Here is a 20,799-nt window from a genome sequence, read left to right as displayed (position 1 = left end):
CCCTTAATCTGTGGTGGCGGGGGGGGCGGTTTCGGGGGGGTGGAATCGCAAGGCGGAGGGTCGTCCGCATACTGGGCGTATGCGGACGACCCGACAACGCGGCGAGGTGCCGTAGCTGACGCCGTGCGCCCGCCGGGGATTGCGGGACAGCCCTTAGGGGGCGGTGCGGGGGAAGGAGACCTCCACGCGGCGGTTCTTCTTGCGGCCCGCTTCGGTGGAGTTGTCGGCGATGGGGTACTGCTCGCCGTAGCCGCGTACCTCGAAGGTCACGTCGGGGGCGTTGAGGTCCTGGTCGAGTACGGCCTGTACGGCGTTGGCCCGGCGCTTGGAGAGGACGTCGCCGTGGGCGGAGGAGCCGAGGTTGTCGGTGAAGCCGAAGACGCGTACGCGGGTGGCCTTCTGCTTCTCGATCTCCTCGGCGATGGCGGAGATGCGGGCGCGGGCCTCCGGGCCGAGTTTCGCGCTGTCCTTGCCGAAGAGGACTTCCGCCTGGAGGGCGAAGGTCACGTCGGCGTTGGTGTCCTCGCGGCGCTCGTCCCCGCTCTGGTCCTCGACGACCGACTTGATGTCCAGCACCTTCGCTCCCGCGAGCGTGGCGCCCTCCGGGAGCTTCAGGTCCGGATCGGTGGGGTCCACCTTCACGGGCGCGGCAGCACTCGGCTCCGTACCGGGCGGCTCACTGGGCCCGTCCGCGTGGGCGGGGGTCAGCGGGGTCAGAAGGGCCGCGGTGGCAGCGGTCGCGAGGAGGCGGGCGAGACGGATGGTGGTCACGGGGGCCTCAGTCGGAGATTTTGAGTGGGGCACTGGAGAACGTCGGCAACTGGAGCGTCACCTCGGCGGTGCCCTCGGGAGGGGCTGGGAACTGGAGGAAGACCGGGATGGTCTGGCCGGACTGGATCGTCGTCAGCCCGGTGGTCGTCAACGGCCGGCCGTCAGTGTCCCGCAGTACGTAGTAACGCTTCTTGCCCTCGGGGTCCACGAGGGTCGCACCACCCAGTGACGTGCCGTGCTGCACGATCTCGGTTTCGTCACCTCGGAGACCGGACGGAATGACCAGCGATTTGGCGCCGTCGTTCTTCAGCACGCCGTTGACGGTGACGAAGCCGCCAGAATCGCGGTCGGCGGAGGCGACCTGAAGCAGCAGGCCGTCCTGCCCTCGGAGTTCCGCGATCGGGTCCTGCGACTGTCCTTCCTGGGCGCTCGGCCCGGAACCGTTCCCCTTCGAGGCGGAAGCCGATGCAGAGGACTCGGGCTTCTTGTCGTCGCCGCCACCACCACAACTCGCCACGCCGACAGCGAGCCCCGTCGCGATGACCACGGCGACCGCCCCCCTTCGGGCCCTTTCAGTGAATTCGATACTCATCGCTCCGCTTCCTTCATCGCTCGTCATTCACCGGTCAGTCGGCCAGATGGACATCAAAGAGGTCTTCGGGGCCGGGCAGGTCACCGTCCGGCTTGAGGTCCCAGAGGGTTCCGTCGCAGTCGAGTCGGGGCAACGCGTGTCCCGCGCCGACAAGTTCGAAAGTGCAGCGTGGCTTGATCACGGCGGTGGCGGAAGCCGTGGCCTTGAGGCCGTCAGTACCGGGCACAACGGAATGCCCGACCGCTCTGTTGGTCGTGACATCAGCGGTGTATTCGAGAGCGACGCCGTCGCAGCCGTCGAGTTCCGCGTCGTTCTGAGTCGCCAACTCACCCGCCCGCCAGCACGGGTCGTCGACGGGTGCGGTGCCATTGAAGATGTCACCCCACTTGGTGGGGTCGAGCAGTTCGTCCACCCAGGCATCGGCCAATTGGTCACGCGCGTCCTGCGCGGCGGCAAGGGCCGCCGCGTCGGCGGCGGTCTGGGCGCCGCTCCGATTGACCGCGGCCTGGCCGACCGCGAGATAGGCCAGGGCAAGAAAGAGCAGGCCCGCCACCACCGTGATGTAGATGGGGAAGACCTGCCCGGCGTCGCCTTTACGGCGAGGGATCATCACACGATTTTGTTGATCTGCGTCATGATCTTGTCGAGGATCGCCGAACCGATACTCGTTCCCGTCACCGCCAACACGATCGCCACCACGACCGCGATGATTCCCAAGTACTCGACGGCGGTCTGGCCCTTGTCGCTGGTACGGCGCTGCATGGCAACCAGCAGCTTCAGAATCGGATCGCTCATGGTGTTCCCCTCCGGATTCGTCTCCGATCCGCGCACCGTACGGCGGTAGGAGGAGGCGGGCCCAGGGTCCGGGGGCCCAGGTTTGGGCCCAGTGGGGGCGGAACGCCATCTCACGCCACCCCTAACCACTTCGCGGTGGCCTGGGACCTGTTCGTGGTGTGGAGTTTGGCGAAGATGTGGTTGATGTGGTTCTTGACGGTCTTCTCGCTGATGAAGCAGGTGGCGGCGATCTGATGGTTCGTCATGCCGGATGCGACGAGGTCCATGATCTCCGCCTCTCTGGGGCTCAGTTGAAAACTCGACCGGAACGAGTGTCCCACGGAGGATTGCATTTGCGAAAGGGGTTTTGCTGACATCTCCCAGCGCGGACTGGGAAGTTCGGATTCCGCGTGTGCACTCGCACCCGGCACCTCCGCCGGAGGCAACAGCGCGCGCACCGCCCCCGGCGTCACATGAGGACGCCCCTCGCACACATCCCGCACCGCTCGCACCAACTGTTCCGTGTCGAATTCCCCGTGCACCAGATATCCCCCCGCTCCCAGCCGCAGAGCCTCCCGCACGGTCCCGCTCTCGTGGCTGTAGGTCAGCATCATGACGGGCGCCAGCCGGACCAGGTGGGGCAATGCCGAGATTCCGTCGACACCCGGCATACGGACGTCGAGGAGGACGACGTCCGGCCGGTGCCGCAGCGCGGCCTCGTACGCCTCGCGCCCGTCCGCCGCCTCGGCCACCACGGTGGTGTCCTCGCGTCCGGACAGAAGCGCGGTGAGGCCGGCGCGGACCACGGGGTTGTCGTCGGCGACCACGAGGCGCAGCGGGCCGCTGGGGGGTGGGAGCCGCATCGGGGTCTCCTTTCGCGGGTTCAGTCGGTCAGGGGGAGTTCGACGGCGATCTCGGTGCCGGAGGCGTGCGCACCCCGGCCGATGGCGATGCGCGCGCCCGCCGACGCGGCCCGCTCGACCATGCCGAGCAGTCCGAAGTGGCCTTCGGCGCGCAGGGTGGGCAGGGTGACGTCCGCCGGGAGGCCCTTGCCGTCGTCGTGGACCGAGAGCCGAAGGCGGCCCTCCCCGGCGCCGGCCGTCACGACGACGCGGGTGGCGTCGGCGTGGCGGTGGGCGTTGTCGAGGGCCTCGGCGGTGAGGGCGAGGAGGGCGCGGGTGATGGCTGGGGGGAGCGGAGGTACCGGGTCGCCGGTGCGGTGGCAGGTGACGGGGAGGCCGGTTCGGGCGGTGAAGTCGGCCGCTTGCAGGTTGAGTTGCGGCCACAGGGGCGCCGGTGGCACCTCCTCGCGGAGATCGGTGAGTAGTTCGCGGGACTCCGCCGCCGCCCGGCGGGCGGAGCGGGCGACCAGTTCCGCCTCCCGGCGCAGCCGGTCGGGGTCGGGGGCGGCCGCGGAGGCGGTGACGGCGAGGGCGTCGGAGGCGAGGGCCACGCCGTGCAGGGTCTTGGCGAGCGAGTCGTGCATCTCCCGGGCGAGACGGGCGCGTTCGGACTGCACGGCCTCGGCCGCGGCGAGCCTTGCGCGTACGGCGGTCAGGGCGTGGGTGGCGGTGCCGAGCCGGAGCATCAGGTTGCGCAGGGTGGAGCCCATCGCGCCGGTGATGACGCACAGGCCGGGCAGCAGGAGGGTCTCAGCGAGGCCGGTGTGCCGTTCGGCGTCCAGGGTGGCGTGGACGAGGAGCAGGATCAGCGACTGGAGCGAGGCGAAGAAGGCGGCACCGCGCCAGCCGTAGAGGAGCCCGGCCAGCAGCGGGGTGCAGACGCTGACGTAGGCGAGGGTGGTGTCGGGCCCGGCGGAGACCAGCAGCAGGGACCCGAAGAGGGTGTCGCCGGCCAGCAGGCTCGGATGCCGCAGCAGGAGCGGCCCGAACCGCCCCCAGTCCCGGAACAGCACGTAGGACACCATGAAGGTGACGACCACGGCCGCCCCGACCAGCCGCGCGCCCAGGCCGGGCGCCGCGTTGAGCAACGCGGCCGGCGCGGCGAGCACGATCATCGCCAGCCGGAACCCGAACACCTGCCGCCCCACGGCCTGCAGCGCCCGTACCTGAAGCCCTTCGGGAGGTACGGCGGCCGCACCACCGGGACGCCCCTCGGCGCCGGCTGCCGAAGCAGCGGCCGGACTTTCCTCCGCCCGGTCCTCCCGCATCCGCACCCCCGGTCTCGGCGACATGCCCCGCCTCCCCCCGGACCCTTTCCCCTCCCTACTCCCCCGCCAGCGACCCGAAGTCCACCCCGGACCCGAGCAGAAGGCCCGCGCCCAGCAGCAGCATCGTCGCCGGGACCATGAACGTCGTGATCATCAACGTGGCCTTGGGGACCGCCCGGGCGGCCTTGCGGCGGGCGTTCTGGGCGTCGGTGCGCCGCATGTCCTTGGCCAGGGAGACGAGGGTGTCGACGATGGGGGCGCCGAGTTCCTCGCCCTGCTGGAGGGCGGTGACGAACATGGCGACCTGTTCCGAGTCGTTGCGGCGGCGGAGTTCGGTGAACGCCTGGCGGCGGGTCATGCCGAGGTCCATCTGGCGGAGCGTGATGCGGAGTTCGTCGGCCCAGGGGCCCTCGTAGCGGGTGGAGACGCGGTCGAGGGCCTGCCGGAAGCCGAGGCCGGCGCTGACGACCACGGCGAGGACGTCGAGGAAGTCCGGCAGGGTGCGTTCGATGACGTCCCGGCGTACCCGGATCGCGGACCAGATGCCCACCTCGGTCCAGAAGGCGCCGAAGGCGAGCAGCAGGAGGGCGACGAACCACTGGCCGCGCAGCAGGAAGACCAGGAAGCCGACGGTGCCGAGCGCGCCGTAGACCGCGCGGCGGGCGGCGTAGCGGTCGATGGTGAGGCCGCCGGGGTTGCCCGCGAGGTCGATGCGGCGGCGGTAGCGGGCGACCAGGCCGGGGCCCATGAGGCGCAGCACGACAGGCGCGTACCGCATGCCCATGCGGTCGATGACGGAGCCGACCGCGCCGGTGCGGGTGGCGCCGATCTCCAGGGCGACGGCGAGGTCGGCGGGCAGCCTGGTCTCGGCGCGGTACATGCGGACGCCCGCGAAGGCGCCCCAGACGCCGAGGGCCGCCAGCAGGGCGAGCAGGAGTTCCATCCGGTACGTCATCCCCTCACACGTCGATCCGGCTCATGCGGCGGATGAGGACGAACCCGACCGCGTACAGGGCGAAGGCGACGATCACGCAGCCCTGTCCGACCGGTGAGCCGGTCAGGCGTTCCAGTGCGCCGTCCTTGACGCCGTTCATCAGGAAGAGCGCGCCGATGCCGAGGGCGGGCACGGCGTACGAGGTCATGGTCACCTGGGAGAGCTGGGTGCGGATCTCGCGCCGGGTCTCCTTGCGCTCCTCCAGCGTCTCGGTGAGGTTGCGCAGCGCGGAGACGACCTGGCCGCCCGCCCGGTTGGAGAGCACCAGGGTCGTCACCAGGACGACGAGTTCGCGTGAGGGCAGCCGGGTGGCGAGTTCACCGAGCGCGTCCTCCATGGAGTGGCCGATCGCCAGCTGGTCGGCGACCTGGGAGAGCTCCTCCCCCGCCGGGGCCTCCAGCTCCTCGGCGGCCATGCCGATGGCGGTGCGCAGGGCGAGCCCGGCCTGCGTGGCGTTGGCCAGGATGCTTGCCAGTTCGGGGAGTTGGTTGATGAACCGCTCGATGCGCTTCTGCCGCTGCCAGTTGAGGAACTGCACCGCCGCCCACACGCCGAGGAGCCCGGCGATCGGTCCGAAGAAGGGCGCGAGGGTGGCCTGGCCGACGAGCCAGAGAGCGGCGACCGCGACGAGCATTCCGGCGAGGAACTCGCCGGGGGTGAGGTCGAGTCCGGTGGCGGCGAGCCGGAGCTGGAGCGCCCGGCCGAGCGCGGTGCGGCGCAGCCGGCGGTCGAGCCCCCGGAAGCGGCGCCGGCGGCCGCCGGCCGGCACCTGGTCGGCGTGGCTGAGCCGGTCCTCCAGGGCCGCGCGCCGGGCCCGGCCCGAGGCGTAGGTCTGGACGCCGGCCACGGCCAGGAGGCAGGTCAGCAGGGTGACGCCAGTGGTGAGCTGCGCGAGGGTGGACAGATCCATGGGCCTACCTGGCCTCTCGGGTGGCGAGCTGGTCCGCGGTGCGGGCCACGCCGAACGCCTGGGGCACGGGCTGGCCGGCCATGTAGAGGCGGTCGGCGGTGCGCCGGGGCAGCGGGAAGTACTGGAAGGCGCCGTGCACCTGGCCGTCGGCGGTCATGGGGCGGGCGCCGAAGCGGGCCACGGTCGCCAGCCGGTACGGCTCCCCGCCGTGGCTGTCGAGCAGGGCGACCTCGGTGATCCGGCGGGCGCCGTCCGCGAACCGGGTGAGCTGGACCAGTACGTCGACCGCGCTGTTGATCTGGTCGTGCAGCGCGGCGAAGGGCACTTCCACGTCGGACATGGAGGCGAGGGTCTGGAGCCGGGTGAGGGCGTCCTCGGCGCTGTTGGCGTGCACGGTGGCGAGCGAGCCGTCGTGGCCGGTGGACATGGCCTGGAGCATGTCCAGCGACTCCCCGCCGCGGACCTCGCCGACCACGATGCGGTCGGGGCGCATGCGCAGGGAGTTGCGGACGAGGTCGCGGATGGTGACCTGCCCGCTGCCCTCGACGTTGGGCGGGCGGGACTCCAGCCGGACCACATGGGTCTGCTGGAGCTGGAGTTCGGCGGAGTCCTCGATGGTGATGATGCGCTCGTGCGCCGGGATCAGCCCGGACAGGGCGTTCAGCAGGGTGGTCTTGCCGGTACCGGTGGCACCGGAGACGATCACGTTGAACTTGGCCTGCACCAGCCCGGCGAGGAGCAGCAGCATGTGGTCGTCGAGCGAGCCGAAGCCGATCAGCTCCTTCAGCGTGTAGGAGCGCGGGAAGCGGCGGATGGTGAGGACGGGGCCGCTCAGGGAGAGCGGCGGGATGATGACGTTGACGCGCTCGCCGGAGGGGAGCCGGGCGTCGACCATCGGATTGGACTCGTCGACGCGCCGGTTGACGGTGGAGACGATGCGTTCGATGGTCTGCATGAGCTGGTCGGCGGAGGCGAAGCGCAGCGGGAGCCGTTCGACCCGGCCGCCGCGCTCGACGAAGATCGAGTCGGGGCCGTTGACCATGATCTCGGTGACCGAGGCGTCCTCCAGCAGGGGTTCCAGGATGCCGAGGCCGAGCGCCTCGTCCACCACGCGCCGGATGAGCTGGGCGCGTTCGGCGGTGGAGAGTACGGGGCCCTCGCGGCTGATGATGTGGCCGAGGACGCGTTCGAGCCGGGCCCGGCGCTCGGCGGCGGCCAGCGAACTCATCTCCGCGAGGTCGATCTCCTGAAGGAGCTTGGCCCGGTAGGAGGCGACCAGATGGCCGTCCTCGCCCCGGCTGCCCTGCTCCTCGGGGGAGTTGATGCGTGCCCGCAGGCTCATGGAGCGGCCCTCCTCAGTGGTCGACCGGCATGGTGGCGGACTTGACGGCGGTCCCCAGGTTCCAGCCGGGCACGACCTGGGGGATCTTGACGGTCGCGGTCACGGTGACCGAGTCGCCGCCTCCTCCGCCCTCCGAGCAGGACACGCTGAGCCCACCGCTGACCGCGGCGGCGCACGCCCCCTGCGCGCCCTGCCGCAGCGAGGCGGCCCGTGCCCCGGCCCGCGCGGCGGTGCCGGCCTGCTCGGCGGCGTAGGCGACGGCGCCGATCTGGATGCCGGCCAGCCCGACGATCAGCAGCACGGGGACGAACCCCAGGTACTCGATGGCGACCTGGCCCCGGTCGCGGGTGCGGGTGCGGGTCATCTCAGTCCTTCACCTCCTCCACGGCACCGGCGTGGCCGTGCACCGTGACCGGGAAGTCGATGGAGCCGGGGAAGAGGACGGGGACCTTGAGAGCTATGTCGGCGGTGACGAAGCCGGTGCCGTCGCACCGAAGCACCGTGGCACCACTCCTCCACTCCCCCGACAGGTCTTCGAGGGCTGCCGTGCGACAGGCGCCCTCCCGCGCGCCCCGAGGGGCCGCCGTACCCGCACGCACCCCCTCGTCGGCGGCGTTCCCGGCCAGCGTGAAGGCGTACCCGACCAGCACGCACTGCCACATCAGGACCAGGGTGAGCACGATCAGCGGGGTCATGCCGAGGAGCTCGACAGCGACCTGCCCCCGGTCCTTGCGTAACCTGCCGCGGCACCTCATGCCTACTCCTTCCGCCGCCGGAAGCCCACGGCGCCCCGGTCGCCGCCGCGCTGACGGCCGCCCCGGTGGGCGGGGCCGTCGGCGTTCCTGGCCAGACCCAGTTCACCGGCCAGCGCCCACAGGGCCTGGCGTACGGTGCTGCGGGCGTCGAGTTCGTGCACGCGTCCGGCGTCCACCACGCCCTGCAGTTCCTTGAAGGCGGCGGGCACGGTGGTGCGGGCCAGCGCGGTGCCGGTGATGCGCTGGATCAGCGCGGGCTGGATCTCGGTGACGCGGGTGTGGCGGTTGACCACGAGGGTGGTCTCCTCCGCCTTGCGGATCTGGAGCCGGTCCCACATCCGCACGGTCCGCTTGGCGGCGCGCACGCAGACCACGTCGGGCGTGGTGACCAGCAGCGCGGTGTCGGCGCCCTCCACGGCGGCGGCGGTGGCCCCGGTGAGCTGGGCTCCGCAGTCCAGGACGACGACCTCGTAGCGGGCGCGCAGGGCGTGGATGATCTGGCGGACGGCCCGGTCGGTGACCTCCTCGCCGCGCTCGCCCTCGCCGGGCGCCAGCAGCAGGGCGAGCCCGGTGTCGTGGCGGTAGACGGCGTCGGCCAGGACGCGCGGGGAGATGTCGGCGATGGCGGCGAGGTCGGCGACCGAGCGCCGGAACTGGACGTCGAGGAAGGACGCCACGTCACCGGTCTGGAGGTCGAGGTCGGCCAGCACGGTGGCCCGGCCCGACGCCTGGGCGGCGAGGGCCAGTTGCAGTGCCGCCGTGGTGGCGCCGGTGCCCCCCTTGGCCCCGCTGACCGTGACCACCGTGCCTCCCGGACCGCTGAGCACGTCCGCCCCGCCGTGCCCGAGGTGGCGGCGCACCCCGCTGGACCACTGGGCCACGGCCTGCACCCGGTGCGCCAGGTCCTCGTAGGCCAGCGGCAGCCCGACCAGGCCGCGGGCGCCCGCGTCCATCGCGGCGGCGAACAGCGCCGGACCCGCGTCGGTGGTGACGAGGATGACGCCGACGGCCGGGAAGCGCAGCGCTATCTCCCGGATCAGCTCCAGCGCCGGTACCGGACCGATGCGCTCATGGACGACGACGACCTCGGGGAGTTCGTCGACCGAGTCGGCGGCCAGCCGGGCCAGGGTGTCGATCAGCCGGGTGGAGTCGGTGACCGGGGGGACCGGCTCGGCGTCGGGGAGCTGGCTGAGCAGGGTGGTGAGGGACCGTACGGCGTCCGGGTCCGCACCGGCCGGCAGAATCCTGGTGGGCATGCGGGCCGCCTCTCACTTGTCCGTCGCTAGTTCGTAGGTGCGCTCGCGGTCCGGTATCCGCGACTCGCCGCCGGGGGCGACCAGGGCGAGCCGGACCCGCTGGGCGAAGGACTCGGCGTAGGTGACGCGCTGGGCGTCCAGGGCGGACAGCGCGAAGGTGATGGGTACGGCCTCGGTGGGCCGGCGCTGCTGGTCGCGGTCCGGGGCGGGATCGAGTGCGGTGATCCTGCCGACGTCGAGGACCCGGGCGTCCGTGACGATGATCTTCGACTGATCGGGGTCGCTCTCCTTCCTGCCCTCGAAGGTGGCGTACACGTTGACCCGCGAGCCGGGCGTGATCTTGCCCGCGACGCCCGTGGCCGCGTCGATCATGATGGCCACCTCCTGCTGGCCCGGCCGCAGCTCGGGCTGGTCGACGACCATGTCGGTCTGGAGCAGGGAGCCCGCGCGCAGGGTGGTGACGGCGATCTTGCCGCGCAGCTGTGCGAGGTCGGTGACGGCGTTGGCGGACAGCCACCGCTTGGGCATCCGTACCTTCTCGAACTGGTCCGCGCCCAGCGCGGTGTACGGCTTGACCGCGGACTTGACCCGGTACGCGGTGACCTCGGGGCCGACCTTGGAGCGCACGTCGCTGATGACGGACAGCACGCCGGCGAAGGCGCCGAGGGCGCACAGGACGGAGAGGATCAGGAGTATCACGCCGCGGCGCTGACGGGAGTTCATGAACCGTGCAACCTCATTGGGGGACTCGGTCGTGCGGGACGGTAGCGGGGTCCGTGTCGGTTCAGGCGGGCGTACGCCCTTCAAGGGCGCGCGGCGGCGGGTGCTCGGGCGGGGAGGCGGAGCAGAAGATGCAGCGGTCGCCGATGACGTCGAGCCCGCACCAGTGGCAGCTCGACTGCCGTACCGAGGTGACCAGTTGGTACAGCACGGAGAGGTCGGCGAGATGGCCGCAGAACTCGATCATCCGGCCGGTGCCCCACCAGGCGGGGGACTCGGCGGGCAGTGGGGTCTCGCGCAGTCCGTGCACACCCCACTCCTTGGCGAATCCGGTGATCCAGTCGGACTGCAACTGGCCCCGGGCGAGCAGCATCCAGGTGCTGAACTCGGGGCCCTTGAGCGTGGCGCCCTGCACTGCCTTGACGAGCTGGGGCTCGGGGTGGGCGACGACGGCGAACTGGGCCCCTGGAACCCAGGACTTGGCGTGCGCCTTGAGTCCCACGGGCACGTGGTCGAGGCGGGCGACCGAGCCGAGTACCGCGCCGGCGTGGACGTAGTGGGTCAGCAGCCGTCCGGCGGAGGCGAGCACACCGGGGCTGAGGTCGCAGGTGGCGAGCTGCCGCAACTGCCGGGCCAGGACCGCGACGCCGAGCGGCGGTAACTCCGGCCGGAACACGGCGATGCGGTCGCTCTCCAGCAGGGAGCGCAGGGTGTGCAGCCGGCGCAGCACGGGCCGCGGGGTGGCCTTGGAGCACAGGACCACCAGATGGCCGAACTGGTCGATCACGCCCTGGACTTCCAGGAGGGTCTGGTCCAGCGGGCGGCTGTCGAGGTCGCGCAGCACGACGGCGGGCATGGTCCGCTCGTCCTGCGCCGGCAGTGCCAGGTCGGCACTGGTCACGGCGATGGCAGTTGGCACGCGCAGCTCCCCGTTCTCACACCCTCCGGCCCACCGGCGCGGTTCCCCTCGGGCCATGACGACTTCGTTGCGTGACTACCTGAGCACTGTATCCACGCCTGGATCACGGGAGAACAGCGTTTGTGTAGCTCGTGGGGAACTCTCCGGTCACAACTCGCTGCAAAACCGGACAGGTTGCACGGGCGGGCCGGACGCCGGACGCGCACCGCCCCTTGACAGCGGAATTGGTCTGGACCAACGTGGGTCCACGGAGGTGCTCATTCCCTCTCCCGCGATCTCCCCCACTGGAGGCCCCAGTTGGACCTCGTATCCGTCATGCCCGCGCGCGGCGGGCGCGGCCGGGCTCGCGCCTGGTCGGTGACCGCCGCCCTCGCCCTCGCCGTGGCGGGGCTCACCGCCGCTCCCGCCTCGGCGGCGGACGTCGACAACGCCAAGAACGCCGGCTTCGAGTCGGGCCTGTCCGACTGGACCTGCTCGGCGGGCAGCGGGACGACCGTCTCGTCCCCGGTGCACAGCGGCTCCGCCGCGCTGAAGGCCACTCCGGCCGGGCAGGACAACGCCCGGTGCACCCAGTCGGTGGCGGTCAAGCCCGGCTCCACGTACACGCTGAGCGCCTGGGTGCAGGGCGGGTACGCCTATCTCGGGGCGACCGGCACCGGCACCACCGACGTGTCGGCGTGGACCCCGGACAGCTCGTCGTGGAAGCAGCTCTCGACGACGTTCACCACGGGCTCCGCCACCACCTCGGTCACCGTGTACACCCACGGCTGGTACGGGCAGGCCGCGTACTACGCCGACGACGTGCGGGTGCAGGGCCCGGACGGCGGCGGGGGCGGTGACCCGGCGCCGACGAAGCCGGCCGCACCGGGCGGCCTCGCGGTGTCCGGCACCACCTCGTCCTCGGTCTCGCTGGCGTGGAACACCGTGTCCGGCGCGACCGGCTACAACGTCTACCGCGACGGCAGCAAGGTCAGCGCGGTGAGCGGCACCTCGGCCACGGTCACCGGGCTCGCGGCCTCGACCTCGTACTCCTTCCAGGTCACTGCGGCCAACTCGGCCGGTGAGTCGGCGAAGTCGGCCACCGTGAGCGCGACCACCACGTCCGGCGGCGGGACCGGCCCCAAGGGTGACCTGCCCAGGCACGCGGTGACCGGGTACTGGCAGAACTTCGACAACGGCGCGGCCGTGCAGAGGATCTCCGACGTGCCCTCGGCCTACGACATCATCGCGGTGGCCTTCGCGGACGCCACCTCCACGCCGGGCGCGGTGAGCTTCAGCCTGGACTCGGCGGGGCTGAACGGCTACACGGTGGACCAGTTCAAGGCCGACATCAAGGCCAAGCAGGCCGCGGGCAAGAAGGTGATCGTCTCCGTCGGCGGCGAGCGCGGCACGGTCTCGGTCAGCGACACCGCCTCGGCGAACAACTTCGCCGACTCGGTCTACTCCCTGATGCGGACCTACGGGTTCGACGGGGTCGACATCGACCTGGAGAACGGGCTCGACCCGACGTACATGACGCAGGCGCTGCGGTCGCTGTCGTCGAAGGCGGGCCCGTCGCTGATCATCACGATGGCGCCGCAGACGATCGACATGCAGTCGACGTCCGGTTCCTACTTCCAGACGGCCCTGAACGTGAAGGACATCCTCACGGTCGTCAACATGCAGTACTACAACAGTGGTTCGATGCTGGGCTGCGACGGCAAGGTGTACAGCCAGGGCTCGGTGGACTTCCTGACCGCGCTGGCCTGCATCCAGCTGGAGGGCGGGCTCGCGCCCTCGCAGGTGGGCATCGGTGTGCCGGCCTCCGCGCGGGGCGCGGGCAGCGGCTACGTCGCGCCGGGCGTGGTCAACAGCGCGCTGGACTGCCTGGCCAGGGGCACCGGCTGCGGTTCCTTCAAGCCGGCCCGCACCTACCCGGACCTGCGCGGCGCGATGACCTGGTCGACCAACTGGGACGCGACGGCGGGCAACGCCTGGTCCGGCGCGGTCGGTCCGCACGTGCACGGGATGCCGTAGCGGTACCGGAAACGGGCGGTGCCCCGGCCTCCCCGAGGGGAGGCCGGGGCACCGCCCGTCTCACTCCCGCCCGCTCACTCCGCCTCGAAGTAGGCGTCCAGCACCGCGTCCATCCCGGCGTCCCACTCCGCGAACCGCGAGCGGGAATCGGCCTCGATCTCGATCGGGTACCAGCGGCGTTCCGGGGTGTGCACCGTGACGGTGAAGCGCTTGCCGAACCGGGCCGTCTCCGTCTCCACGGCGGCGATCTCCGGCCAGGTGAACTCGCACTCCTCCGCGTCCAGGGCGAGGCGCACGCCCCGCCGGTCCGCGACTATCCGCGCCCGGCGGTCGGCGGCCTCGAAGACGGGTCCGCCCTCCTCGGCGGGCTCCTCCCCGGCGTCGGCCGCATCGGCCTCCGGTAGGGAATCCGCGGGCACCGGACTTCCCTCCGCCTCGGCCGAGTCGGCCGCCTCGGCCGTCGGCTCGGCGTCCTCCGCTTCCCCCCGGGCGGCGGGGCCCGTCAGACCGGGGACGAAGGCCGGGTCGAACCCGGCACCCGTGACGGGCTCGCCCTTCAGGGGCTGGCTGCTCGATCCTATGCGCTGCTCCACGGCGGCAGTATGGACGACATCCCTGTGCCGGAACCACCCGGCGCTCCATTCCCGCCGGTATCCCGCCGGTATCCCCCCGGTACGTCCCCGTCCTGTCCACCGGAGGAACGGTCAGACGAACGGGCTCACCACCGCCGCGACCGCGAACCCGGCGACGGACAGGACCGATTCGAGGACCGTCCACGTCTTCAGCGTGTCGCGTTCGGTGATGCCGAAGTACTTGGCGACCATCCAGAACCCGCCGTCGTTGACGTGCGAGGCGAAGATGGAGCCGGCCGAGACGGCCATGATGACCAGGGCGGTGAACGCCTGGGAGTGGTGGCCCTCGGTCAGCAGCGGGGCGACGATGCCCGCCGTCGTCACGATGGCGACCGTGGCCGAGCCCTGGGCGACCCGCAGCACCAGCGAGATCAGGTACGCCAGCACGATCACCGGCAGCCCGACCCCGTGGAAGGTGTCCGAAAGCGCCTGGGCGACCCCGCTGGCCTTCAGCACGGCGCCGAAGACCCCGCCCGCGCCGACCACCAGCAGGATGTTGCCGACCGGCTTCAGGGAGGCGGTGGAGACGTTCTCCAGGGACTTGCGGGACCAGCCGCGCCGGATGCCGAGCAGGTAGTAGGCGAGCACCAGGGCGATGGTGAGGGCGACGAAGGGGTGCCCGAAGAACTCGACGACCGAGCGCGCGGTGGACGGGTCCAGCGCGACCGAGGAGAAGGTGGCGGCGAGGATCAGGATCAGCGGCGTACCGATGATGGCGAGGACCGTGCCCAGCGGGACCGGCTTCTCGGCGGGCTCCACGCCCGAGGCGCGCTGCTCGGCGAGGACGGCCTGCCGGGCCTCCTCCGCCGCCTCGGCCATGTCCTGCGGGACGGGGACGAAGATGCGCCGGCCGATCCACGCGGAGAACGCCCACGCGGCCAGCACCGCCGGGACGCCGCAGACGACGCCCATGAGGACGACCCAGCCGAGCTGGACGTGCAGCAGTCCGGCCGCGGCCACCGGGCCGGGGTGCGGGGGCAGGAAGGCGTGCGTCATGGACAGGCCCGCGAGCAGCGGCAGGCAGTACAGCAGGATGGACTTGCCGCCCCGCTTCGCGGCCGCGTAGACCAGCGGCGCGAGGACGAAGATGCCGACGTCGAAGAAGACCGGGATGCCGAAGACGAGGCCCGTCAGGCCCATCGCCAGCGGTGCCCGCTTCTCGCCGAACAGCCGCAGCAGGCGGCTCGCGAGCACCTCGGCGCCGCCGCTGACCTCCAGGATCGCGCCGAGCATGGTGCCGAGGCCGATGATGACGGCGACGTGGCCGAGGATGCCGCCCATGCCGGACTCGATGGTGGAGACGGCGTCGGAGCGCTGGACGGTGCCGAACAGTTCGGTGACCGGGAGACCGGCGAGCAGGCCGACGGTTATGGACACCGCGAGCAGCGCGACGAACGGCTGCAGCCGGACCTTGATGATCAGGAAGAGCAGCAGGGCGATGCCGAGACCGGCGACGGTGAGCAGACCGGCGGTGCCGTCCAGCAGGAGGAGCAGTCCCCCGGTGTGGGGTGGCGCGGCGGGCGCGGGTGCGGCGAGCGGGAGGGACATGAGAGGGGGTCCTCTGCGTGAGTGAGGTGAGTGCATCCGGCTTTCGGGCAGGGTGGAGCGCGGCACGGCACCCGCAGGGGGTGCCGTGCCGTGTGCGTCGTGCGGGTGGTGCCGGTCGGGGGGTGCGGTCAGCCGAGGACGGCGAGCGCGTCGATCTCGATGAGGAGCCCGGCGGGCAGCCCGACGTAGACCGTGGTGCGGGCGGCCGGGGGCTGGGTGAGGCCCTGCTCGCCGAAGTAGGTGTTGTAGATGTCGTTCATCTCGGCGAAGTGGTCCACGTCGGTGAGGTAGACGCGGATCATCATCACGTCGTCCCAGCTCGCGCCGCCCTCCTCGAGGATCGCCTCGACGTTGGCGAGGGTCTGCAGGGTCTGCTCGCGCAGGGTGGGACCGGCGGGGGTGGGGGCCTTGCCCTCCTCGGCGGGCAGGAAGCCGACCTGGCCGGCGACCTGGAGGATGTTGCCCTTCCTGACGCCGTGGGAGAACTTCGCGGGCGGCACCGTGTGGGTCTTCGGGGTGAGGGCGATCTTGTCGGTCATGCGGTGGGGTCCTTCACTGGGGTTCTTCCGGAGTACTCGCCGCTGATCGCGTCCGCCGTGCGGCGCACCCGCGGGAGCAGCGTGAGGAGTTCGTCGGCGGTGACGACGACGTTCGGCGCGGACACCGACATCGCGGCGACCACCCGGCCGTCGGCGCCCCGGACGGGGGCCGCGACACAGTTGATGGACTCCTCGTGGCCACCGAGGTCGGTGGCCCAGCCCTGTTCGCGCACCTTCTCCAACTCGCGCAGGAACGCTGCCGCGTTGGGGGTGGAACGGGCCGTGTACAGGGGGTATTCGAGCTTCTCCGCCAGCGCCCGCCGCTCGCCCTCGGGCAGGTCGGCCAGCAGCAGCTTGGCGACGGCGGCGACCGTGATGGCGACCGGCTTGCCGACGCGCGAGTACATGCGCACCGGGTAGCGGCTGTCCACCTTGTCGATGTAGAGCACCTCGTTCTCCTCGTGCACGGCGAGGTGCACGGTGTGCCCGCACTCCTCGTTGAGCCGGACGAGGTGGGGATGGGCGATCTCGCGGATGTCGAGGTTCTCCATCGCCTCCTGGGCGAGGGCGAAGAGGCGGGCGCCGAGCCGGTAGCGCTGGTCGGACTGGCGGTAGACCAGGCCGTGTTCGTGCAGGGTGCGCAGCAGGCGCAGCGCGGTGGACTTGTGCACCCCGAGCCGTTCGGCGACCCGGCCGAGGTCGGCGGGGCCCTCCGCGAGCAGCGGGAGGATGCTCAGGGCGCGGTCGACGGTCTGGCTCATGCGGTGCTCGTCCCTTCGGTGACCTGGTCGGCGCCGGTCCAGCCGGGGCCGAGTCGCAGTCTCCCCCACGCCTCGTCGTCCAGGGCGGCCAGCCGGTCGGCGTGGTCGCGGGCGGGCGGGACGGCGAGGTCGCCGGGGACGGTGAGTGCGGCCGCGGCCATCAGGTGGCCGTGCCGCAGCCGGTCGCGTACGGGCAGCCCGCGCAGGGTGGCGGAGAGGAAGCCTGCGGCGAAGGCGTCGCCCGCGCCGACGGTGGCCACCACGTCGACGGCGAGGGCGGGCACGCGCACCGTCCGCTCGCCGTCGGCCGTGCGCTCGAAGACCGTCGCGCCCAGCGGTCCCTCCTTGACGACCAGCACGCCCGGTTCGGGCAGCAGCCGCCGTACCGCCCCGGCTCCGCCCCGTGAGCCCCAGGCGTCCTCGGCCTCGTCGGTGCCGACGAACACGACGTCGGCCCGCCGGGCCAGGTCCAGCAGCACCAGGGCGTCGTCGGCCTCGCGCCACAGTCCGGGCCGGTGGTTGACGTCGAAGGACACCACCGGGCGCCCCTCGCGCGGCGCGGTCAGGGTGTGCAGCAGTTCCCGGCACCCCGGCGACAGTGCGGCGGTGATCCCGGACAGGTGCAGTACGCGTCCCGCGTCCAGGGCGGCGAGGTCGGTGTTGTCGACGGCCATCGCGGAGGCGGCCGATCCGGCGCGGTAGTAGACGACCTCGTGGGCGTCGGTGGCCCGGTCGGCGGCGGTGCGGAAGTAGACCCCGGTGGGCCGGGTGGGGTCCACGCGGACCGCGCCGGTGTCGACGCCGTAGGAGCCGATGCGCTCGACCAGGTGCCGGCCGAAGCCGTCCGCGCCGACCCGGCTGACCCAGCGGGCCGGGTGTCCGGCGGCGGCGAGGGTGCAGACCACGTTGGACTCCGCTCCCCCGATGCCCCGTTGGAAGGCGGGCACGTCGGCGAGGCGGCCGGGGCGGTCGGGGAGGAAGGTGACCATGGACTCGCCCAGGGCGGCTACATCCACGACATCCACGACGCCGGGGGCGGCGCCGGACGGTCCGTCGGCGGTCACGATGGTCTCGGCTCCTCGTCGGTGGTCCGGGGTGACGACTTCGTTGACCCCGTGTTGGCCGAGATGTTAGACAGCACGGAGCGACATACGCAATGGACGTTGCAGTAGATGCAACGACGCTGATCAGGAGGCTGGCATGGCCCGTGAGACCGGTTCCGAAGCCCTGGCACAGCTCGCCGGGGAGCGGGTCGACCACCGTTTCAAGGGTCTTCCGCCGGACGCCGCCGGCCTGACCGTGGGCGAGCTGGCCGCCGAGCGCCGCAACCTGTTCACCGGCGGCTTCGCCACTCCCGTCCTCGCCCTGTCGGCGGAGCGCCTGGAGCACAACCTCGCGCTCATGGAGACCTACGCCGCCCGGCACGGCCTCGCCTTCGCCCCGCACGGCAAGACCTCGATGGCCCCGCAGCTGTTCGCCCGGCAGATCGAGCACGGCGCCTGGGGCATCACGGTCGCGGCACCCCACCAGGTCTGGGTGGCGAGGGAGTTCGGCGTGGAGCGGATCTTCCTCGCCAACGAGCTGGTGGACGCGGCCGCGCTGCGCCGGATCGCGGCCGAGCTGGCCGCCGACCCGGACTTCCGCCTCGTCGCCTACGTCGACTCCGTGCGCGGGGTCGAGCTGATGGACGCGGCCCTCACCGGTGCCGCCCGCCCGCTGGACGTGGTGGTGGAGCTGGCCGCGGGCGAGGGCGCGCGCACCGGCGCCCGCACCGAGGCGGAGTGCGCGGAGGTCGCCGCGGCCGTGGCCGCCACGGACACCCTGCGCCTGGTCGGCGTGGCGGGTTACGAGGGCGAGGTGCCGAAGGCCGACCCCGGACGGGTGGGCGCCTACCTGCGCCGGCTCACCGCGCTCGCCGCCGCCCTGGACGCCGGGGGCCGGTTCGGCAAGGCGGACGAGATCGTGGTCAGCGCGGGCGGCAGTGCCTGGTTCGACACGGTGGCCGAGGTGTTCGCCGAGGTCCCCGAGCTGTCCCGCCCGGTGCTGAAGCTGCTCCGCTCCGGCGCCTACGTCTCCCACGACGACGGCCACTACCGCCGCATCACCCCCTTCAACCGGGTGCCCCAGGAGGGCGCGCTGGAGCCCGCGTTCCGGTTGTGGGCACAGGTGGTCTCCCGCCCCGAGCCCGGCCAGGCGTTCGTCAACGCGGGCAAGCGGGACGCCGCGTACGACCTGGACAAGCCCGAGGCGCAGGTCGTGCGCCGGGACGGTGCCGAACACCCGGCCACCGGCATCACGGTGACCGCCCTGTCGGACCAGCACATGTGGCTGGCCACCACACCCGAGGCCGATGTCATGGTGGGCGACTGGGTCGGGTTCGGGCTGTCGCACCCCTGCACCAGCTTCGACAAGTGGCAGCTCATCCCGGTGGCCGAGGCGGACGGCACCGTCGTGCAGTACGTCCGAACGTTCTTCTAGGGGGCAGGGCCGTGGAAGAGCTCGTCATCCGGGACGCCGACGTGGTCGACGGCAGCGGGGCGCCCGCCCACCGCGCCGACGTGGTGGTCGACCGCGGGCGGATCGTCTCCGTCGTCAAGGAAGCAGAGGCGGCGGGCTGCCGGCGCCCGCGCGCCCGGCGCGAGCTGGACGCGGAGGGCCTGGTCCTCTCCCCCGGCTTCATCGACATGCACGCCCACTCCGACCTGGCCCTGCTGCGCGACCCCGACCACAGCGCCAAGGCCGCCCAGGGCGTCACCCTGGAGGTCCTGGGCCAGGACGGCCTGTCGTACGCGCCGGTGGACGACCGCACCCTCGAGGAGGTCCGCCGGGCCATCACCGGCTGGAACGGCTACGGCGACGACCTCGACATGGACTGGCGTTCGGTCGGCGAGTACCTGGACCGGCTGGACGAGGGCATCGCGGTCAACGCGGCCTACCTGGTCCCGCAGGGCACGGTCCGCGCGCTGGCCGTCGGCTGGGAGGACCGCCCGGCGACCCCGGCCGAACTGGACCGGATGCGGCGCCTGGTCGCGGAGGGCCTGGAACAGGGCGCGGTCGGCCTCTCCTCCGGCCTCACCTACACCCCCGGCATGTACGCGAACGACGCCGAACTGACCGAGCTGTGCCGGGTGGTGGCCTCCTACGGCGGCTACTACTGCCCCCACCACCGCTCCTACGGCGCGGGCGCCCTCCAGGCGTACGCCGAGATGGTCGCCCTCACCCGGGAGGCGGGCTGCCCGCTGCACCTGGCGCACGCCACCATGAACTTCGGCGTCAACGAGGGCCGCGCCCCCGAGCTGCTCGCCCTGCTCGACGCGGCCCTGGACGCGGGCGCCGACCTCACCCTGGACAGCTATCCCTACACCCCCGGCTCCACCACGCTCGCCGCCCTGCTGCCCAGCTGGGCGGGCGAGGGCGGCCCCGGCGAGATCCTGGCCCGGCTCACCGACCCGGCGACCGCCGAGCGCGTCCGGCACCACCTGGAGGTCACCGGCTCCGACGGCTGCCACGGCGTACCGGCGCAGTGGGAGACGATCGAGATCTCCGGCGTGACGAACCCGGCGCTGACCGCGTACGTGGGCCGCACGGTGCAGGAGGCCGCCTCCCTGCGTGGCGAGGAGCCGTGGGAGACCGTACGGCACCTGCTGGTGGCGGACCGGCTGGGCACCACGGTCCTCCAGCACGTCGGCCACGAGGAGAACGTCCGCGCGATCATGCGGCACCGCGCGCACACCGGCGGCTCGGACGGCATCCTCCAGGGCACCAAGCCGCACCCGCGCGCCTACGGCACCTTCCCGCGCTACCTCGGCACCTACGTCCGCGAGCTGGGTGTGCTGTCGCTGGAGGAGTGCGTGGCCCGGCTGACCTCGCGGCCCGCGGCCCGGCTGCGGCTGCCGGACCGGGGCCTGGTGCGCGAGGGCTACCGCGCGGACCTGGTGCTGTTCGACCCGGCCACCGTCGCCGCCGGCTCCACCTTCGCGGAGCCGAGGACGCCGCCGGCCGGGATCCCGCACGTCCTGGTGGACGGTCGGTTCGTCATCGAGGACGGGCGGCGCACCGACGTGCTGGCGGGCCGGTCGGTACGCCGTACCCCGGTGTGA

At 72.2% G+C, this 20,799-nt stretch carries 22 protein-coding genes; 3 read left to right on the top strand and 19 right to left on the bottom strand.

Features of this window, described 5'->3' with window-relative positions; genetic code table 11:
* Positions 1-153: 153 nt before the first annotated feature.
* The 14 genes from ACWCV3_RS17995 to ACWCV3_RS17930 form a co-directional block, all read right to left on the bottom strand.
* Complete coding sequence (locus ACWCV3_RS17995; protein ID WP_451224531.1) at positions 154-771, bottom strand: OmpA family protein; 618 nt, start codon at positions 769-771, stop codon at positions 154-156.
* 7 nt (positions 772-778) lie between these two features.
* Positions 779-1,363 carry a hypothetical protein gene (locus tag ACWCV3_RS17990; RefSeq protein ID WP_451224528.1) on the bottom strand — a complete coding sequence of 195 codons (585 nt, stop codon included), beginning with the start codon at positions 1,361-1,363 and terminating at the stop codon, positions 779-781.
* Positions 1,364-1,397: 34 nt separating this feature from the next.
* Positions 1,398-1,973 (bottom strand): pilus assembly protein TadG-related protein, encoded by a 576-nt coding sequence (locus tag ACWCV3_RS17985; RefSeq protein WP_451224525.1) that lies wholly within the window; start codon positions 1,971-1,973, stop codon positions 1,398-1,400.
* Positions 1,973-2,158, bottom strand: a complete 186-nt coding sequence (locus ACWCV3_RS17980; RefSeq protein WP_451224522.1) for a hypothetical protein — start codon at positions 2,156-2,158, stop codon at positions 1,973-1,975. Before ACWCV3_RS17980 ends, ACWCV3_RS17985 begins: the two co-directional genes overlap by 1 nt.
* A gap of 110 nt (positions 2,159-2,268) precedes the next feature.
* Positions 2,269-3,000 (bottom strand): response regulator transcription factor, encoded by a 732-nt coding sequence (locus ACWCV3_RS17975; protein ID WP_451224519.1) that lies wholly within the window; start codon positions 2,998-3,000, stop codon positions 2,269-2,271.
* A gap of 20 nt (positions 3,001-3,020) precedes the next feature.
* Entirely contained in the window at positions 3,021-4,331 is a 1,311-nt protein-coding gene (locus tag ACWCV3_RS17970) for a sensor histidine kinase (protein WP_451224516.1), read from the bottom strand.
* 31 nt (positions 4,332-4,362) lie between these two features.
* On the bottom strand, positions 4,363-5,250 hold the full coding sequence (locus tag ACWCV3_RS17965) for a DUF5936 domain-containing protein (protein WP_451224569.1): 888 nt from the start codon (positions 5,248-5,250) through the stop codon (positions 4,363-4,365).
* Positions 5,251-5,266: 16 nt separating this feature from the next.
* Positions 5,267-6,211 carry a type II secretion system F family protein gene (locus tag ACWCV3_RS17960; RefSeq protein ID WP_451224513.1) on the bottom strand — a complete coding sequence of 315 codons (945 nt, stop codon included), beginning with the start codon at positions 6,209-6,211 and terminating at the stop codon, positions 5,267-5,269.
* 4 nt (positions 6,212-6,215) lie between these two features.
* Positions 6,216-7,553 (bottom strand): CpaF family protein, encoded by a 1,338-nt coding sequence (locus ACWCV3_RS17955; RefSeq protein WP_451224510.1) that lies wholly within the window; start codon positions 7,551-7,553, stop codon positions 6,216-6,218.
* 13 nt (positions 7,554-7,566) lie between these two features.
* Positions 7,567-7,917: a TadE/TadG family type IV pilus assembly protein gene (locus tag ACWCV3_RS17950; protein WP_451224507.1), complete on the bottom strand. Its 351-nt coding sequence runs from the start codon at positions 7,915-7,917 to the stop codon at positions 7,567-7,569.
* 1 nt (position 7,918) lies between these two features.
* Positions 7,919-8,308 (bottom strand): TadE family protein, encoded by a 390-nt coding sequence (locus ACWCV3_RS17945; protein WP_451224504.1) that lies wholly within the window; start codon positions 8,306-8,308, stop codon positions 7,919-7,921.
* Positions 8,309-8,310: 2 nt separating this feature from the next.
* A complete protein-coding gene (locus ACWCV3_RS17940) occupies positions 8,311-9,564 on the bottom strand; it encodes an AAA family ATPase (protein WP_451224501.1) in 1,254 nt (417 codons plus the stop codon).
* Positions 9,565-9,576: 12 nt separating this feature from the next.
* A complete protein-coding gene (gene cpaB / locus ACWCV3_RS17935) occupies positions 9,577-10,287 on the bottom strand; it encodes a Flp pilus assembly protein CpaB (protein ID WP_451224498.1) in 711 nt (236 codons plus the stop codon).
* 61 nt (positions 10,288-10,348) lie between these two features.
* A complete protein-coding gene (locus ACWCV3_RS17930; protein WP_451224495.1) occupies positions 10,349-11,260 on the bottom strand; it encodes a hypothetical protein in 912 nt (303 codons plus the stop codon).
* 258 nt (positions 11,261-11,518) lie between these two features.
* On the opposite strand from ACWCV3_RS17930, the gene ACWCV3_RS17925 reads away from it, so the two are divergent.
* Positions 11,519-13,219 (top strand): chitinase, encoded by a 1,701-nt coding sequence (locus tag ACWCV3_RS17925; RefSeq protein WP_451224566.1) that lies wholly within the window; start codon positions 11,519-11,521, stop codon positions 13,217-13,219.
* 74 nt (positions 13,220-13,293) lie between these two features.
* On the opposite strand, the gene ACWCV3_RS17920 is transcribed toward ACWCV3_RS17925, so the two are convergent.
* The 5 genes from ACWCV3_RS17920 to ACWCV3_RS17900 all read right to left on the bottom strand — a co-directional run bounded on the left by ACWCV3_RS17920 (position 13,294) and on the right by ACWCV3_RS17900 (position 17,763).
* Positions 13,294-13,812: a hypothetical protein gene (locus ACWCV3_RS17920; RefSeq protein ID WP_451224492.1), complete on the bottom strand. Its 519-nt coding sequence runs from the start codon at positions 13,810-13,812 to the stop codon at positions 13,294-13,296.
* A 111-nt stretch (positions 13,813-13,923) separates the two neighbouring features.
* A complete protein-coding gene (locus ACWCV3_RS17915) occupies positions 13,924-15,399 on the bottom strand; it encodes a GntP family permease (protein ID WP_451224489.1) in 1,476 nt (491 codons plus the stop codon).
* Positions 15,400-15,527: 128 nt separating this feature from the next.
* A complete protein-coding gene (locus ACWCV3_RS17910; protein ID WP_451224486.1) occupies positions 15,528-15,938 on the bottom strand; it encodes a RidA family protein in 411 nt (136 codons plus the stop codon).
* Positions 15,935-16,699, bottom strand: coding sequence for an IclR family transcriptional regulator (locus tag ACWCV3_RS17905; protein ID WP_451224483.1), 765 nt, complete (start codon positions 16,697-16,699; stop codon positions 15,935-15,937). The genes ACWCV3_RS17910 and ACWCV3_RS17905 overlap by 4 nt, the downstream gene beginning before the upstream one ends.
* On the bottom strand, positions 16,696-17,763 hold the full coding sequence (locus tag ACWCV3_RS17900) for a sugar kinase (protein ID WP_451224480.1): 1,068 nt from the start codon (positions 17,761-17,763) through the stop codon (positions 16,696-16,698). The genes ACWCV3_RS17905 and ACWCV3_RS17900 overlap by 4 nt, the downstream gene beginning before the upstream one ends.
* Before the next feature lie 136 nt (positions 17,764-17,899).
* Between ACWCV3_RS17900 and ACWCV3_RS17895 the strand changes: the two genes are divergently transcribed.
* A complete protein-coding gene (locus ACWCV3_RS17895) occupies positions 17,900-19,177 on the top strand; it encodes an alanine racemase (RefSeq protein WP_451224478.1) in 1,278 nt (425 codons plus the stop codon).
* An 11-nt stretch (positions 19,178-19,188) separates the two neighbouring features.
* On the top strand, positions 19,189-20,799 hold the full coding sequence (locus ACWCV3_RS17890; RefSeq protein WP_451224475.1) for an N-acyl-D-amino-acid deacylase family protein: 1,611 nt from the start codon (positions 19,189-19,191) through the stop codon (positions 20,797-20,799).

The sequence above is a fragment of the Streptomyces sp. NPDC001781 genome (assembly GCF_053596035.1).
This window is presented reverse-complemented; position numbering and strand designations above follow the sequence as displayed.